This window comes from Bradyrhizobium macuxiense (genome assembly GCF_007993935.1).
Taxonomy (GTDB): Bacteria; Pseudomonadota; Alphaproteobacteria; order Rhizobiales; family Xanthobacteraceae; genus Bradyrhizobium; species Bradyrhizobium macuxiense_A.
This window is the reverse complement of sequence record NZ_VITY01000003.1, coordinates 635336-653247: the sequence shown is the minus strand read 5'-3', so window position 1 is coordinate 653247 and position 17912 is coordinate 635336. Positions and strand designations below refer to the sequence as shown.

7 protein-coding genes, 1 tRNA gene and 1 pseudogene are annotated in these 17912 nt (G+C 63.8%); 7 read left to right on the top strand and 2 right to left on the bottom strand.

The features are described from left to right. Window positions 1–41: 41 nt before the first annotated feature. Window positions 42–4340, bottom strand: coding sequence for an FkbM family methyltransferase (locus FBZ93_RS10980; protein WP_208763988.1), 4299 nt, complete (start codon window positions 4338–4340; stop codon window positions 42–44). A 436-nt stretch (window positions 4341–4776) separates the two neighbouring features. Between FBZ93_RS10980 and FBZ93_RS10970 the strand changes: the two genes are divergently transcribed. The 7 genes and pseudogenes from FBZ93_RS10970 (at window position 4777) to FBZ93_RS10945 (ending at window position 17629) form a co-directional block, all read left to right on the top strand. Further along, window positions 4777–5181, top strand: a complete 405-nt coding sequence (locus FBZ93_RS10970) for a hypothetical protein (protein ID WP_146985899.1) — start codon at window positions 4777–4779, stop codon at window positions 5179–5181. A 92-nt stretch (window positions 5182–5273) separates the two neighbouring features. Then, window positions 5274–5714, top strand: a pseudogene (locus tag FBZ93_RS41285) (DUF4347 domain-containing protein); the annotation flags it as partial. A gap of 1017 nt (window positions 5715–6731) precedes the next feature. Beyond that, window positions 6732–10496, top strand: coding sequence for a hypothetical protein (locus tag FBZ93_RS10965; protein ID WP_246667447.1), 3765 nt, complete (start codon window positions 6732–6734; stop codon window positions 10494–10496). Between the two features lie 222 nt (window positions 10497–10718). Further along, a complete protein-coding gene (locus tag FBZ93_RS10960; protein WP_167528991.1) occupies window positions 10719–11420 on the top strand; it encodes a hypothetical protein in 702 nt (233 codons plus the stop codon). A gap of 126 nt (window positions 11421–11546) precedes the next feature. Beyond that, window positions 11547–14420 (top strand): peptidase domain-containing ABC transporter, encoded by a 2874-nt coding sequence (locus FBZ93_RS10955; protein WP_246667436.1) that lies wholly within the window; start codon window positions 11547–11549, stop codon window positions 14418–14420. Beyond that, entirely contained in the window at window positions 14417–15817 is a 1401-nt protein-coding gene (locus FBZ93_RS10950) for an HlyD family type I secretion periplasmic adaptor subunit (protein WP_146985894.1), read from the top strand. Before FBZ93_RS10955 ends, FBZ93_RS10950 begins: the two co-directional genes overlap by 4 nt. Before the next feature lie 39 nt (window positions 15818–15856). Then, window positions 15857–17629, top strand: coding sequence for a tetratricopeptide repeat protein (locus FBZ93_RS10945; protein WP_146986039.1), 1773 nt, complete (start codon window positions 15857–15859; stop codon window positions 17627–17629). A gap of 116 nt (window positions 17630–17745) precedes the next feature. On the opposite strand, the gene FBZ93_RS10940 is transcribed toward FBZ93_RS10945, so the two are convergent. Further along, window positions 17746–17835, bottom strand: a tRNA-Ser gene (locus FBZ93_RS10940). Window positions 17836–17912 lie beyond the last annotated feature (77 nt).

The window sequence follows — 17912 nt, the reverse complement described above, 5'->3', positions numbered from 1 at the left end:
GGACTTATGCAGAGCGTCTGACGGCTGACGGTTCACGGTGCTCATATCAAGCGGGATCCGCCCCGCTTGCGGATGGCAACGAGTCCGCCCATCAGCCTGGCCCTGGCCAACTCATAGTGACTGTCGAAAAAAAGAATCTCCGCAAATTGGTGAGCAAGGTTGGCGACGCCAAAGGGATCCAGCGAGCGGACTTCGCCGTGCTGCTTCATCTCGCGAAGCAGTGTCTTGGTAAGTGCAATCCTGGCCGGGTGCTCGCCCGGCGGCTGCCAATCCAAATCCTCGATGAAATACCAGCCGCCGTCGGCCAACAAAGGAAACAGTTCAACCAAGGTCTGCTGTTCGTCGAGCGAGGCGTGGCTGCCATCATCGATGATGACGTCAAAGATTTCATGTTTGAGCCGAGTGGCGAGGGCACGGAGCTGTTCTCGATCGGACTGATCGCAGACTTCGGACCTGAACCGCTCATTGTTGAGCGCCGAGAAGTCGGTCAGATCAACGCCGACGACCTGACCGAACGGGAAGAAGCTTTGCCACAGGGCGACCGACGGCACTTCCGTCTGCTTGCCCTCCGCGAGACCTCGGCAAAGGCCGATCTCCATGATCCGGCGCAACGAAAGGCGCCTGCTCGATAACAGGCGCTGGTAGATCCGCGCGTAGCCGTGCCGGTTACCGGTATGTCGGTTCTTGTCGGTATTGAAGCGGTCTGCCAAATCCGCCAGAGCAAGCGGCCCATCTTCGGCGCTCGTCAGGGATGCGATCAGGGAGCCGGGGTTTTCTGCACGACTTTGATTGCGTGCGGTCCATAGATGCAAGCCGAATACGCGGTCGTCATGGAGGTAGCTTGTCAGCTCCGTCGCCGGTCGTTGAAAGACATCGACCTCCGTCCAATCGATCGGGTTGAAGAACACGGGACTGAAGACGCTGGCGCGCAGTGCCTCACCATCGGGGGAGGCGATGTAGTCGGACAGCAGTTTGGGCCCGATATCGCCGAACATGATCGGGGCTGTTCCGTACAGGCAGTTGACCGAACGCTCGTACAGCGCTCGCAAGTGACGACTGAACGGCTTTGCATAGATCACGTTGCCGCAGATGAAGTGTCCGCGGTGTCCACCGCGCCACTGCAGGTTGAAGAAGTAATCGCCGACAAACGGGAATGGCTTGAGCAGGATGATGTCGGCGTCCATCCAGAGGCCGCCGTGCTCGTAAAGTAAGGCGTAACGAAATATGTCGCTAAAGAAACGCACTTCCGACCGTTGCGCGGCTCGGTCGAACAGCGCCTTTGGCACGATGTCCGACGCATTCCCGATCGCGATGCCGCGCGCCGCAAGGAACGCAAGCTTTTGAGCCGAATAGGTCCAGACACGAACTGCATGCCCGGCGGAGCGCATCGACGAAGTTGCCGCGATCAGCGTTTGGTGCTGATCCGACATCGGTTCGTAAAACAGATTGATCTGCGGCAGCGGCCCTGACGCGTCTCCGAGCAGCGGAGCAATTCGCTGATCGAAGTCTTTGGTCGAGCCGAGACGTATTTCTATCGAATCGGCTTGGCGAAGGAAGGGGGCAAAACTCCAGAAGAAATCGTCGGTTGATTGGGCCTCGACGGGGCCATCCTTCTCGATCGGGATTGGCGCAATGAGGTAGTTCTGGATGCCGGAATAGCGCTGGTAGCTCCCGATCGTGCGATATCCGTGCTGGTCGCACCAGTCATTGAAAGCCGTGCTGGCGGAGTCCCATATCTCTATGAATATGGTCGGACGCCAACGCTTGATCGTCTCGCGCAGTCCTTCCAGTATCTCGAATTCCATCCCCTCGGCGTCGAGCTTGATGAACTCGACCGGCTCGTCGAGCAACACTGAATCGCCCGGAATTGCGTTGACCTCGCCGAGTGGGTCGGCGAACAGGCAGGTGTGTCCGAGATTGTCGGGATCGGGAGTTTCCTTGCGCAGTTTCCCACGTTTCGCGCCGAGCGCGATGCCGAGGTGCTTGATGTCGACGTTGCGGCAGCCGTTCAGACTGCAGTTCGCCTTGAGGATCGACGCGGCGACATCATTGGGTTCGAAGACGATTATCCTTGGAGCATTGGTGAACTTCGAGATGTATACCGCGTGATTGCCGACGTTCGCGCCAATGTCGACGAAGGCTCCGGTCCCCCGATAGTGACTCGAGATTAGCTCAAGCTCCTCGGTCTCGTAGAATTGCCCGCGTTGGTGAAACTTCATGACCGCGTCTGACGGGTTGGTCACGACGAACCGGACCGGCTGCCCCATCACCACGGACTCGACAACGGGATCAACGGGCATGGGTGGGCGGTCGCGGGTGCGGCCATCCCAGATGTTGTTCGTCGGCTCCAGCGCTCGACGGATGTCGCAAGCTTCGACGGTCGCGATCCACGCTTCGGAGTCGGCAACGCTGAAGGACACCACAAGCCGCCGCTGGTCCGGATGCCACGCGAGCCCGGCTGCGAATTCGACGCCTTTCCGGTTGAAATAGAACGGCTGGCTGACCGCCACCATATGGTTGCAGCGATCGAAGCGGACGAATCGGTGAAAGTAGAAGCGCCTGCGTTCGGCCGGGCGCCACTGCACCTCATGGATCAAGGCGAGCCAGCCATCATCGAACGGAACCAGTTGCGATCCGCCGCGAAAGCGCGCCGCTGAGATCGGCGGATCGTGCTCCTGCAGCGTTTTGCCTTCGGCGTCTACAAGGCGAGTGGGATCGCAGAGATAGAGAAAGTTCAGGTCGTCTCCGGCGACCTGCGGCATCCAGTTCTTTTCATCTCGTTTTGGACCGTCGGCCTCAATTTTTCGCCACTCGACCAAACGATAGCGGCCGCTCTCGTCCTCCTGCAGGCGCGCCAATACCTGTTCGCACCAGCCTTCCGGCGTGAGCTCGCGGATGCAGGCGCTGCTCCACAGGGCGCCGCGCCAGGCGAACAGCCGCATGTCCTCGAAGCCCTGGACCGCAGGGAAGGCCGGCGCAGGCAAATCGCCTGGCGCCAGGATTTCGCCGCTGGAACGGACTGACAGATCGTCGTCAAGGTGGAGAAGGAAGTTGCGGGTTTTGATCGGCTCCTCGTTCGATGTCTCATACTGGAGACCATCCTCCGTCATGACGTAGTTGACGGCTCTCTGTGCGACGAGGATCTGGTCTCCCAATCGCGTCACCGACGGATTCAGCGGGACGTAGCCGTCAGGCGCGGAGAAGTCGATGCGCTTCGACTGGAACGAAGGCAGGACGGCGTGTGCCGGCTGCGCATAGAAATGCAGATTTGACCACGCCAGTTCGCGCGGCGCGTCGGCAATCTCCCGATTGAGCGCGAGATAGTTGCACGCTGCGAAGCCGCGGCTTTTTCGCTCCGGGTCGGCGGCGTAGTTTGCGGCGATCGAATATTCCTCCAGTAGTCCGGTCCTGTAGACGTAGTCCTCGACGAACAGGATGTCGGACCTCGGATATCCAATTGTCAGCCCGTACTCGGCGAACAGCGCGGCCGCGTGGTTCTGCCCTCGGTCCCGGTAGAACCTTGCGAGGTCGTAAATCGGCTCCGCGCGTTGCGGACGCTGGTTGAACGCCTGGAGGGCCTTGCTGACAAATCCATCTTCGTCGCCGAGGCTGCGCAGGCAGCGGGCCTGTTGCAGACGCGCCATCCAGGCTTCTTCATCCCAACCGCCCATGTCGGCGCGTCTGGCATATGCATCGGCAGCTTCGGCGGCACGGCCGGCGTCGCGAAGGGATTGCGCGAGATAGAACCAGTAACGAGCGTTCTTCGGCTCCTTCTCGAGCGCCGTTTTCAGCAGACGGATGTCGCGCTCGAATTTGTCGACGCGATTGGATCCGCTGGCATGGTCGACATACGACACACCACTCAGTTCTTCGACGCCGCCAGGCACGTCGATATATTCATGCGTGACGCCGTGATAGCGTGCGCCGGCGTCGCGGCGAACGATCCGTGTATTCGAATAGCTCAGACCGCCTGATGTCGATTGCCGCAAGCGATAGCCGGGGCCGGTCAGCTTGCTGCGGAAATCCGCGTCCTCGACAACCAGTTCCATGTCGGCGTCGTCGAACAGCAGGTAATCGTAATCGAGCGACGACGCGTAGGCGTGATCCAGAGCCGCATTGCGGGCCTGCTCGAAATTGTGAAACGGAAAACTGTGCAACTCGCCGGGAATCTGCCGTTCGGCGAAGAAGCGCTTGACGAATTCCTGGGTGCCGTCGGTCGAGCCGGTATCTCCGATCACCCAGCAGCTGATGTGTTTTGCGACGGAATTGAGACAGCGTTGCAGATTTGCCATCTCGTTCTTGACGATCATATTCAGGCAAAGCCGCTTGGCGTCTGACACTGTCGCGAACTCTATGATTTGCGGTTAATCCCTGCGCCAGGCCGGCGAAATATGCCGGTCCGATCGAGACGGACGAGCAATCTTCGTCCGCGTCCCCCGATACTTTCACATTAATCCAAATTCGCCGAAGGAGGAGCGCAAAGGTCCTTTACGGTGAATCGCGCGGGTTGACGAGGAGGCCCCGTATTTGTTCGGGAGTTCCCTCGCTCGCACACGCATTAATTAAAAATCTCTTGCAGCTCCCGTTCTAATCCGCTTTAAAAGAGCCGCTTCTGGAAGGCTTGCCTTTCGTGGTTAATTTTTATTGCTGCTAGTTGCTATTGAGATTTGAGACCAACGCAGCTGCCGGTGCTGCTTGGGTGGGGTTTTTCAAACTGACGATTTTGCTCCGGCATTTTGGCTCGGAGAGATCGCGGGTAGCGTGTCGAGTTATTGCATGTCGAATGATTGTGCCGGTAAGCCGAAGGTTTCTCCGAAACGCGAGCATGCCCGACCGCCGATCACGGCTACCGGTATCGATTCATATGCCGGTGTACTCTCCGCGATCGGCCTTCACGAAATCCTGGTGACCGGGAACTTGCCGCGCGGGCAGACGACGGGGAACATCACGTATTTCATCATCGATCGCAGCAGCAAGGCGATCGTGTCGCAGGTTACGCTTCCCGACGCATCGAACCAGTTCAACCGCGTCGAGATCCGGCTCAAGGTTGCGCGCCTGTCCGGCGCCTACGACATCGGAACGTTTCAATCTAACGGCGAGTTCAAACCCGCCGAATTTCTTGCAGTACGAAGTGATTTAGACACTCCGCCGTCAGGTGGAACAAGCGGGCGCGCCGCCTGAGCTCTTTGCCGGGCGGCTTCTTTTTTTGATTTCGGGCCGAGCGCCAACAGCGCGCGGCCCAACATGTGTTTTTTGACGAAAGGACCAGGCCGATGGGCGGCAAGTCTGAATTTCTTTTTGTCGATTCATTCATTCCGGATCTCAGCACGCTGCTGCAGCACTTGCGGCCCGAGGTCCAGGCCATCGTGCTCGATCACCGCCGGCCAGCCGCACAGCAGATGGCCGAAGCGCTCCAGGGGATCGACGGGCTCGATGCTATCCACATAGTCGCGCACGGCGCGCCAGGACGGGTTTGCTTTACGAGCGGTGAGTGGTCGGTCGACACGATCGAGCGCGATGCGAAGTATTTGACGGCCATCGGCGCGAAGTTGCGCGAAGACGGAGATCTGCGGCTGTGGAGCTGCGAGGCGGGGGCGGAAACCGTCGGTGCAGTGTTCGTGAATGCGCTTTCACAGGTAAGCGGGACATATGTTTCGGCGGCCACTGGTCTGGTAGGCGCTGCTGCGTTGGGTGGCCAATGGGATTTGGCCGTGTCGGCAAGCGCGGGACTTCCGCCCCTTACTCAGATCGGAACGACCACCTATGCCGGCGTGCTCAGTCTTGAAGTCACACTGACAGGCTCACTCGATACTACCGCAAATATATCAAGCAGCTTTGCTGTTCAGTACTACGTCACGAACTCGTCCGGGGTAATCGTTGGCAGCTTTTCGCTTCCCTCGAACAACGCAAGCCCATTTACGTCTGTTCAAATGATCGTCGATGTTCCTTCGAGTGGAACATACACAATCACCGCAATCGTTCCGAACGCTGTCAATAACAATCAGGCTGCGACTATAATTGCTGCGGGACAGTTTACTGTTCCCGCTTCGGGTGCCGGGACCGTAAGCGGTGCTGATAGTACAAATAACGATGGCGTGTTCCAGCTAACGGCAGCTTCATCAGCGAGCAATACCGGTCCGACCGGCGCAACAGGATCAACAGGCGCCACGGGTGCGACCGGGGCGACGGGCGCAACCGGAGCCACAGGCGCGACGGGCGCAACTGGGGCCAGCGGTGCGACTGGCGCAACCGGAGCCACAGGCGCGACAGGCGCAACTGGGGCCACAGGTGCAACCGGAGCTACGGGCGCGACAGGCGCAACTGGGGCCACAGGTGCAACCGGAGCTACGGGCGCGACAGGCGCGACTGGGGCCAGCGGTGCGACTGGCGCAACCGGAGCCACGGGTGCAACTGGCGCAACGGGTGCCACGGGCGCAACCGGAGCCACAGGCGCGACGGGCGCAACTGGGGCCACAGGTGCGACCGGAGCCACGGGTGCGACGGGCGCAACCGGGGCCACAGGTGCGACTGGTGCCACCGGCGCGACAGGCGCAACCGGATCCACAGGTGCAACCGGAGCTACGGGCGCGACGGGCGCAACCGGGGCCACAGGTGCGACTGGTGCCACCGGCGCGACAGGCGCAACCGGATCCACAGGTGCAACCGGAGCCACGGGTGCGACGGGCGCAACCGGGGCCACAGGTGAGACTGGTGCCACGGGCGCGACAGGTTTGACCGGCGCAACCGGAGCCACAGGTGCGACTGGCGACACTGGCGCGACGGGAGCCACGGGCGCGACTGGTGACACCGGTGCAACCGGCGACACTGGCGCGACGGGAGCCACGGGTGCGACCGGCGACACCGGCGCGACCGGAGCCACAGGTGCGACTGGCGACACCGGTGCAACCGGTGCCACGGGCGCAACCGGCGACACTGGCGCAACCGGAGCCACAGGTGCGACGGGCGATACCGGCGCAACCGGAGCCACAGGTGCGACGGGCGACACCGGTGCAACCGGAGCCACGGGTGCAACGGGCGACACGGGAGCAACCGGAGCCACAGGTGCGACCGGTGATACCGGCGCGACTGGTGCCACGGGTGCCACGGGTGCGACTGGTGACACCGGCGCAACCGGAGCCACGGGTGCGACTGGCGACACAGGAGCAACCGGAGCTACGGGCGCGACCGGCGACACCGGCGCGACCGGAGCCACGGGTGCGACCGGCGACACTGGTGCAACCGGAGCCACAGGCGCGACTGGCGACACCGGTGCAACCGGAGCCACGGGTGCAACTGGCGACACTGGAGCAACCGGAGCCACAGGCGCGACGGGCGACACTGGAGCAACCGGAGCAACAGGCGCGACGGGCGACACCGGTGCAACCGGAGCCACGGGCGCGACCGGCGACACCGGCGCAACTGGTGCCACGGGTGCGACCGGAGCAACAGGCGCGACCGGCGACACCGGCGCAACCGGAGCCACGGGCGCGACGGGTGACACCGGCGCAACCGGAGCCACGGGTGCAACGGGCGACACTGGCGCGACCGGAGCCACAGGCGCGACCGGCGACACCGGTGCAACGGGAGCCACGGGTGCAACGGGCGACACCGGTGCAACCGGAGCCACAGGCGCGACCGGCGACACCGGCGCAACCGGAGCCACAGGTGCGACCGGCGATACCGGCGCGACGGGAGCCACGGGTGCGACTGGTGACACCGGCGCAACCGGAGCCACGGGTGCGACGGGCGACACTGGAGCAACCGGAGCCACAGGTGCGACCGGCGACACCGGTGCAACCGGAGCCACGGGTGCAACGGGTGACACTGGCGCGACCGGAGCCACGGGCGCGACTGGCGACACCGGTGCAACCGGAGCCACGGGTGCAACGGGCGACACTGGAGCAACCGGAGCCACAGGTGCGACGGGTGACACCGGCGCAACCGGCGACACGGGTGCGACTGGTGACACTGGCGCGACCGGAGCCACAGGTGCGACCGGCGATACCGGCGCGACGGGAGCCACAGGCGCGACCGGCGACACCGGTGCAACCGGTGCCACGGGTGCAACGGGCGACACTGGAGCAACCGGAGCCACGGGTGCGACCGGTGATACCGGCGCAACTGGAGCCACGGGCGCGACTGGCGACACCGGTGCAACCGGAGCCACGGGTGCGACCGGCGATACCGGCGCGACGGGAGCCACAGGTGCGACTGGTGACACTGGCGCGACCGGAGCCACGGGAGCAACGGGCGACACTGGAGCAACCGGAGCCACGGGCGCGACGGGTGACACCGGCGCAACCGGAGCCACAGGCGCGACGGGCGAGACCGGTGCAACCGGAGCCACGGGTGCGACCGGTGATACCGGCGCGACTGGTGCCACGGGTGCGACTGGTGACACTGGCGCGACCGGAGCCACAGGTGCAACGGGCGACACTGGAGCAACCGGCGACACCGGCGCAACCGGAGCCACGGGTGCAACGGGCGACACTGGAGCAACCGGAGCCACGGGTGCGACCGGTGATACCGGCGCAACTGGTGCAACGGGTGCGACTGGCGACACCGGTGCAACCGGAGCCACAGGTGCAACCGGAGCCACGGGTGCAACCGGAGCCACCGGTGATACCGGCGCGACGGGAGCCACGGGTGCAGCCGGCAACACCGGCGCAACCGGAGCCACAGGCGCGACCGGCGACACCGGTGCAACCGGAGCCACGGGGGCGACGGGCGACACCGGCGCAACTGGAGCCACGGGTGCAACGGGCGACACTGGAGCAACCGGAGCCACAGGTGCGACCGGCGACACCGGCGCAACTGGTGCCACGGGCGCAACCGGCGACACTGGAGCAACCGGAGCCACGGGTGCAACGGGCGACACTGGAGCAACCGGAGCAACAGGCACGACGGGCGACACCGGTGCAACCGGAGCCACGGGTGCGACCGGCAACACTGGCGCGACTGGAGCCACGGGTACGACTGGCGCGACCGGTGCAACCGGAGCTACGGGCGCGACCGGAGCCACAGGTGCGACTGGTGCAACCGGTTCGACCGGCGCAACAGGTGCCACCGGAGCAACGGGAGCCACTGGCGCGACCGGGGCAACCGGCGCCACGGGGCCGAAGGGCTCCACCGGCTCGACCGGTGCAACAGGTGCGACCGGAGCAACGGGTGCCACTGGAGCGACCGGGGCAACCGGCGCCACAGGGCCGAAGGGCTCGACCGGTTCGACCGGTGCAACGGGTGCCACCGGAGCAACGGGAGCAACTGGAGCGACCGGGGCAACCGGCGCCACAGGGCCGAAGGGCTCCACCGGTTCGACCGGTGCAACGGGTGCCACCGGAGCAACGGGAGCAACTGGCGCGACCGGAGCAACCGGCGCCACAGGGCCGAAGGGCTCCACCGGTTCGACCGGCGCAACGGGTGCCACCGGAGCGACTGGTGCTACCGGAGCAACGGGAGCCACTGGCGCAACCGGAGCCACGGGGCCGAAGGGCTCGACCGGTGCAACAGGTGCGACCGGCGCAACCGGGCCTGTCGGAGCAACCGGCGCGACCGGACCTTCAGGGGTCCCCGTCGTGACCACGGGTGGTCCGACCGGCGGCGCTACGATCGTCGCTACGAACGAGACGCTGATCGTGACAGGCAGCAACCTGTCCGGAACGATCGATCTCTACAATGCGACGGTCGTGGTCGAGGGAACGAACAACGGCGGCTTGACGATCAACATGGCGCCGGGGACCGTCAACTCTCTCGATCTGCTGCAGGTGTCGAACAACGCGGGCAAGAACCCGTCTGTCGAACACTTCAATGCTGGCGACAGTATCGGAGGTGTCGGTGCCGGCTTGCCGTCGTGGAACGGCAGCGGTCAGTTGTCGTTCGATGGTGGAAGAGTCACCATCGACAGCAGCAACCAGGTCGGTGCCGGGTTCTATTCCAACAGCGGCACGGCGACCTTCGACGGTCACACCTACGCGGTGTGGACGCTCGATCCGCCGAAGGGCGGAACGGGAGGCACTGGAAGCACCGGTGCAACCGGAGCGACGGGTTCGACAGGCGCAACCGGTAGCACGGGTGCCACCGGCGCGACCGGCGCGACGGGTTCGACTGGTGCCACCGGAGCGACAGGCGCAACCGGAGCGACCGGTGACACCGGCGGGCATGGCCACACCGGCTCGCATGACGGTGGTCACGACTCGACGCTGACGACGTCGATCGACCACAACAGTGTCGTCGGCCCGTTGAAGGCAATGTTCCTGCAGACGCAGCTGGCGGAACTGGACCAGGTCGTCCATTCCCTCGAGCAAGCCGGCGGCGGCAAGCAACTGGTGGCGGATCTGACCACCATCAAGAGCTTGGCCGAAAGCCTGCTGGCCAGGATCAATCAGTCGAGCACAGGCTCGGCGAACGATCCGAACCACAGCAGCGGAGTTGGAACTGTCGGCCACGTCGACGAGCGGCCCGGGTGGATCGACCATATGCCGAAGCACGACTCTTAGCGGTTGCGAGGAGCAGCGGAACGGGCGCTACGGCGCCCGTTCCTGGTCAACCAGATGATGTTAGGTTCGAGCGCAATTGGCCGGCGTCGCTTCTTGAAGCTGACGACGGCCGCACTTGTTGCCAGCGGGAGCACCGTGTCCGCGCGTGCAAGCACGAGCAATCTGCTGACCGTGCCGATCCAGTTGCTCGGCGATTGGAGCTACGGCGAGGCGGCGTTGCGCGTGTTGACGCGGGTCAGGGCCGTCAATCTCGGCAAGCTTCGCCTGTTGTCCGATCGTCAGCCCGCAAAGTTGTTGATCGAGAACCATCATCAGGGCCCGCCCGCCGTCTGGCTGCATCGTGATCAGCCGCAGGCTGCTTCGATCATCTTGAACGTCGGAGCGGCCGATTGGTGCAAGACTGCCTATCAGTTCGGCCACGAGCTCGGGCATGTCTTCGCCAACAGCTGGCAGTTCTCGGCAAAACCGCGGCTGCCGACCCAATGGCTTGAAGAAGCCTTGGTCGAGACTTTTTCCATTCATGGGCTCCGGCTGCTCGCCGACAATTGGGAACGATCGCCGCCGTTCGCCGACGATCAAGCCTTTGCCGGCGCGATCCGGAAATACCGGGTCGACCTGCTTCGGCCCGACAAGCCGGATAGTTCCGCGGGTTCATCGGAAAACGCAGCATCGTGGCTGCATACGAACCGGGAGCAGCTCGAAGCAGGGCAGCCGGTTTCGCGCGGGCCGGCAATTCAGGGCATCCTGGCCGTCTACGAGAGCGATCGCGCTTGCATCGAGGATATCGGCGCGCTCAATCGCTGGCCGGAACGCAGCTCGCTCCCGATTGATGCCTATCTCGCGCGCTGGAAACGAAGCTGTACGGAAATAGGGGCGGGCGGAGCATTGCCGTCTCGTCTGGAACAATTGTTTGGACTCGCCTGAACGCGGCGAGATCCAGGCGCGTGACGTAAACCAAACACCGGACTTCCAGAGTCGATCCGGCTCAAAAACGTTGATTTCGCCGAGGCATAGTGAAAAAATACCGCATATTTCGATTGGAGATTTATATTGGCCGGCCCAGGTAGTGGAAGCGACCAGGCAGGCGAAAACAAATTTGTTCGCTTGCTGCAAAAGGCTATTGCCGGCTTGAGCCCTGGCGACGAAGCAGGGCGACATGACCTCTATTGTCGCGGCCGGTCGTTGCTCGCCGATCGTCTGCAGGAACGCCACGACCTCACACGCGAAGAGGCCGAAGCGGAGGCGCGCGCATTTGACGAAGCGGTGATGCAGGTCGAAGCCAACGCACGCGTTCAGGCGTCGTCATTCGGCCGGCGAGAAGCTCAGTTCAAAATCGCGACAGTCGCGCTCACGGAAGCAAGAATTGCGCAAGTCCCGCCGGCGAAGCGTGCCGGGCACGGCCCGAAGCAGGCGGACCAAACGCCTTCGCGGCTGCCGCAACGGCGGTCTTCCGCCCAGCGCAAGGGCAGGGGTGAGCTTGCCCGGGCAGCTCGCGACGCCTGGACACGCGTTGTTCCCCGGCTGCGTGACGGGGCCAAGTTCGCCACCAGCCACGTGGTCGCGGCGTTCGCGGGGATAAGGCCGCAGATCGCGCGGCGCGCCTCCCGTTTCGTTTCTGCGTGGACAAAGGAGACTTCCGGCAGATCGGCACGGGAGCCGGGCGTCGACAAGACGGGCCAAACAGTTCTGAACATCGGTCCCGCCACGCCGAGCGAGGCCGTCGATGGCGGCTCAAACCCGCTGCGCCAGGTCCGCTTGCAGGCTTTGATCCAGGTGGCGCGTCACCACGGCGTCGAACTCGACGTCAACGAGTTCAGAGGTGACGCATCACAATCGCTCCCATCGGCCGCGTCGATGTCGGAGTGGGCGCAAAACGCGGGGCTATGGTCACGCGCCATTCGCACCGGCTGGCGCAACTTGCTGCGCATGAGCAGCGACGAACCGGTGGTCCTGCTGTTCAAGGATGGCAGCGCCGGGCTGATGGTCGGCGTCAATGCCGAGCAACACGTCCTGCTGATGCGAGACCCCGGCGCCCCACCGGAGGCACGGCCTGTCGCGGTCGATGAATTGCGCCTCGCCCAGGTCTGGGAGGGCGAGGCGATCCTGGTACGCGCCAATCGCGGACACGTCGCGGCCGACGCGCCATTCAGCTTGCGCTGGTTGTCGGAGCTGGTGCTGCAGGAACATCGATCGCTGCGCGACATCGGAATAGCTTCGGTCACCATCAGCTTCCTCACCATTTTCCCTCCGCTGCTGGTGATGACGATGGTGAACAAGGTGCTGCAATTCCACAGCACCTCGACCTTGATCCTGCTGGCCACGGTGATGGCGGTGGTCGTGGTGTACGAGGCGATCCTGGGTCATGCCCGCCGCCTGATCATCGCGGTGGTCGGCGCGCGTCTTGATGCGCGGCTCAATCTGCACGTCTTCAATCGGCTGTTGCGCTTGCCGCTCGACTATTTTGAGAGACATCCTGCGGGCGAGACCATGTTTCGCATAGCCCAGGTCTACAAAGTGCGGCAGTTCCTGACCGGACGTCTGCTGACCACATTCCTGGATCTCATGACGCTCTGCGTCCTGTTGCCGTTCCTGTTTTACCTGAGCCCGATTCTGGCCAGCATCGTGCTCGGTTGCGCCTTCATGATCCTGCTGATCATTCTGGCTTACCTCAAGCCGATGCGCGAGATGTATTCCCGGGTCACCACGGCCGAGACATGGAAGTCGGCCACGCTGGGCGAGACCATCGTCGGCATCAAGACGGTCAAGGCCCTGGCGCTCGAACCGCAGCGCCGGTCGTTGTGGGACGAGCGGATTGCCGAGGTCGGCAAATGGCAGCTCGCGTTCAGCAAGCTTTCCAACTGGCCTCAGACGCTGGTGACGCCGATCGAGCGTATCATGGTTATCGGCACCGTGATGCTGGGTGCCTACATCGCCATGAACGATCCGTCCGGCTACATGGTCGGAGGCCTGTTCGCCTTCTTGATGCTGTCCGGCCGGGCGGCGCAGCCGCTTGTCGGGCTGGCGCGCTTGATCGAGGAATACGAGGAGATCGGTGCGGCCATTGGCGAGGCGGCGTCGGTGCTCAACCGGCCGACCGAAAGCAATGCGCGATCGGCCGGGCTGCGGCCAAAATTCGCCGGCGAAATTTCGTTTCAGGACGTTACCTTCACCTACAGCAACACGACCGTGCCGGCGCTGGACCGCGTTACCTTCGCGATGCCGGCCGGAACGACACTCGGAATTGTCGGACGCAGCGGCTCCGGCAAGTCGACGATTACCCGTCTGCTGCAAGGGATCAATCGCGACTACAAGGGCTTCGTGAAGATCGACGGCGTCGATTTGCGTGATGTAGATCTGCGCCATCTGCGCCAGAGTCTGGGCGTCGTGCTGCAGGAGAACTTTCTGTTTCGCGGTTCGATCCGCGACAACATCATCGCGGGGCGCCCCGGCCTGACGCTGTCGGACGCCGTGTACGCCGCGCGGCTCGCCGGCGCGGAGGAGTTCATCGAGCGGATGCCGAACGGCTTCGATACCTATATCGAGGAAGGCTCACCCAACCTGTCAGGCGGTCAGCGTCAACGTCTTGCGATCGCGCGGGCCCTGATCACCGACCCGCGGATTCTCATTCTGGATGAGGCAACAAGTGCTCTCGATCCGGAAAGCGAAGCGGTGGTCACCGCCAACCTGGAGCGGATCGCAACCGGCCGCTCCATGATCATCGTTTCGCATCGGCTGTCGTCCCTGGTCGATTGCGATCACATCCTGGTGTTGGACCAGGGTCGCATCGTCGATTACGGCAGGCATGACGTCCTGGTGGAGCGCTGTGCGATCTACCGCCAGCTCTGGAATCAGCAAAATCGTCATGTCACGGCGCCAAAGCCGAGCGCGGCGCCGCGATTGGTCACGGGGGCACCAGATCAATGAGCGACGTCCACACGCCGTCATTGCCGACCCTGTTCGGTTCGCGGAAAAATGATCCGACCCTGCCGATCATCCTCGAGTTTCAGCAACCCTCGACGGCCATCATCAACACCCCGATCCCGCGCTCGGCACAGCACATGGTCTGGCTGGTGGCCAGCATGGTGCTCGCCCTGATCGTGATCGCCAGCGTATTGCCGGTCGATCAGGTGGTTTCGGCGCGAGGCATCGTCGTCTCCCAGGCGCCAACTATTCTGGTACAGCCGCTCGAAACCTCGATCGTGCGGTCGATCGAGGTGCGGGAGGGACAACGTGTGCATGCCGGCGACGTGCTCGCCAGGCTTGATCCGACGTTTGCGGAAGCCGACCTCGTCGCGCTCGAAGATCAGGCCAGCAGCCTCGACGCTGAAGTCGCGCGGTTGCGTGCCGAAGCGGATGGCCAGGCGTTCAAGTTCGACGGCAGCGATCCGCATTGGATGCTGCAGGCCTCGATCTTCGAGCATCGCCATGCGCAGTTCGATCTGAAACTGCAGAATTACGATCAGAAGCTCAAAGAGCTCGATTCGGTGATCGCCCGCTCGAACTCGGACGCGGCCGGCTATCGCGAACGTCTTGATGTCGCGCAGAGCATCGAGGACATGCGCAGGAAGCTGGAGGCAACCCAGACCGGCAGCCGGTTGAACTCGCTGATCGCCAAGGATACCCGCGTGGAGATGGAGCGCGCTCTCGCCAACGCCGTCGCGACCGGCGAGGGCGCCAAGCGCGACCAATCTGCGCTCGCTTCCGAACGGGATGGCTTCATCCGCGGCTGGAAGGCCGAAACGTCGCAGAAGCTGCAGGAGAGTTCGGTCAAGGCGGCGAACACCCGCGAGCTCGTCGCCAAGGCGAAGCTGCGCCGGAAGCTGGTCGAGCTGCGCAGCAATGTGGATGCGATCGTCCAGGCGGTCTCGAAAGTATCGGTCGGATCGGTGATGCAGTCGGGACAGCAATTCATCACGCTGGTGCCCACGGATGCGCCGCTTGAAGTGGAAGCCAACATTCCTGGCCGGGACAACGGCTTTGTCCACGTCAACGATCCGGTCGCGATTAAATTCGACACCTTTCCGTATTCGCAATACGGCATGGCGGAGGGTACCGTCCACGTGGTGAGCCCCGATGCCTTCAATGCGCAGGCTGAAGCGCGCAATCCGACGAGCGCAATTCCCGCAGCCGCGACGACGGAGCCGTTCTATCGCGGCCGGATCAGCCTCGACCGGATGGCTTTGCACGACGTGCCTGCGGGCTTTAAGCTGGTGCCTGGCATGCCCGTGACTGCGGACATCAAGGTCGGGCAACGCACGGTCCTCAAATATCTGCTCGGACTGATGCTGCCGGTGACCCAGGAAGCGATGCGGGAGCCCTGAACCTCAACAGTCTGCGACGAACGATAAAGCGGTTTGCATATGCTGTTTGATCGACTGATCGGCAAAGCCTCGCCAGCGGCCGCGTTGCGGCGCGGCCTGGGGCTGCTCGAGAAAGAGCAGTTCACGGAAGCTCTGCCACTGCTCGCGCAGGCCGCCCAGGCGGGCTTGCCTGAGGCTGCGTATCAGATCGGCCGGCTCTACCTGCAGGGATCAGGCGTGCCTTACAGCCCGGCCGAGGCTGTGCGCTGGCTGGAGCAGGCAGCTTTGCGTGGCAGCGTCGAGGCCCAATGTTTGCTCGCGGCGCTGCTCGTGCAGGGGCTGGCGTCCGCTCCGGAGACGAGCGCCGGCGAGGGCGCAGCGCGGCTCTTTTCTGCGACTGCAACGAATGTCGCCAGCAGCGCCGCCCCCGATTTCGAAGCTGCGCACAAATGGGCTCATATGGCGGCACATGCCGGCTCGGCGGAAGGCTTGGCCTTGCTCGGCTATGTCTTGACCTACGGTCCTGAGCATCTGCGCAATCTGGACGAGGCGCGCGACTGCTATCAACGTTCGGCTTCCGGCGGCTGCGCGCAGGGCCACCTCGGTTACGCGCTGACGCTAGCCGGTGATGTCAGGCTCTCGGAACGCAAGGCGGAGATCGCCGAGCATATTCGCGCCGCTGCCGCGACCGGGATTCCGTCGGCTCTCTACATGTTCGGCGTTCTCGCCGAAGAGGGAACCGGCATCGAGAAAGATCCAGCCAGTGCAGCCGAGCATTTTCGAAAGGCCGCAGAGCTCGGGCACCGCACCGCCCAGATGAAATGGGGAGCAGCCCTGATCGAAGGCAGGACCGTGACCCCGGATCCGGTACTCGGAGAATCCTGGTTGAGACGCGCTGCGCTCGCGGGAGATGCTCGCGCGGCCGAGATGATCGGCGATCTCTACACCAAGGGCGGCGCGATGCCGCCGAACTACGCTGAAGCTGCGAGCTGGTACCGGCGCGCCGCGGAGGCCGGCAGCGCAACCGCGGCTCGCTCCCTGAGCTCGTTCTATATGACCGGCGCGGGAGTGCCCACCGACGCCGAAGAGGCCGCAAGATGGTTGCACGCAGCGGCCGATGCTGGAGACAGCAGCGCCCAGATCACTCTCGCGCAACAGCTACTCGCGGGTCTCGCTATGCCCGGCGGGCGGCCCCCGGTGACCGACTGGTTCAGGAAAACCGCCGCCGGTGGCGACCTCGCCGCGGCCTTCAATCTTGGAGTCTGCCTGCTTCAGGGGGTCGGCGGGGAGCGAGACGAGCAGCAAGCTGCGATTTGGCTGCGGCGGGCGGCAGAGGGCCTGCCGGAAGCCCAATACATGCTTGGTCGGCTGTTGAGCGAAGGCCGGGGTGTCCAGGCAGACCTGAAAGCCGCACGCGAATGGTTTGCGCTTGCCGCCGAGGCCGGTAACGCGGACGGTCAGGCGGCCCTGGCCGAAATGCTGGTCAACGGCCGCGGCGGCCAGACCGACGTCGCGAAGGCAATCAAGCTCTGTGAGCAAGCTGCCGAAAAGGGACATAGCGGCGCGATGTTCGCGCTTGGCGCGATCCACAGTGGAGGTCATGGCGCCGCGATCGACCGGGCCAGAGCCGCGCACTGGTTTCGAGCCGCCGCCGAACTGGGGCACGGCCACGCGCAGCTCATGCTCGGGCGCTATCTGCGATCAGGAGCTGCGGAACCACGGAACGTTCGCGAGGCGCGGCATTGGTTTGAGAGTGCCGTAGCGCAGGGCATTCTGGAGGCCGAGTCCGAGCTCGCCGAACTGTCGGCGGCCACTTCAAAAATTGCCGTCTAGCAAGCAGACGCGGAAGTCTGGACGATCCAATCAATAACCGTGGATTCCAACCGCAGCTTTTTGACCGCTTGCGGCAGAGCCCAAAGTTATCAAAGTCGTGCAGCGGATGGACGTACTGGCGGAAGGGGTGGGATTCGAACCCACGGTACCCTTGCGGGCACGCCGGTTTTCAAGACCGGTGCCTTAAACCACTCGGCCACCCTTCCGTCTGAGCTGATCAGGCCCATAGCGTAGGGCGCGGCCGAACGCAACGCGAACCTGCCTGTGCAACCGGGCGCCAATT

What these genes read in the sequence shown, in the direction of transcription:
- FBZ93_RS10970 (WP_146985899.1), top strand. Translation starts at nt 4,777, where the DNA reads ATGTCGAATGATTGTGCCGGTAAGCCGAAGGTTTCTCCGAAACGCGAG.
- FBZ93_RS10950 (WP_146985894.1), top strand. Translation starts at nt 14,417, where the DNA reads ATGAGCGACGTCCACACGCCGTCATTGCCGACCCTGTTCGGTTCGCGG.
- FBZ93_RS10945 (WP_146986039.1), top strand. Translation starts at nt 15,857, where the DNA reads ATGCTGTTTGATCGACTGATCGGCAAAGCCTCGCCAGCGGCCGCGTTG.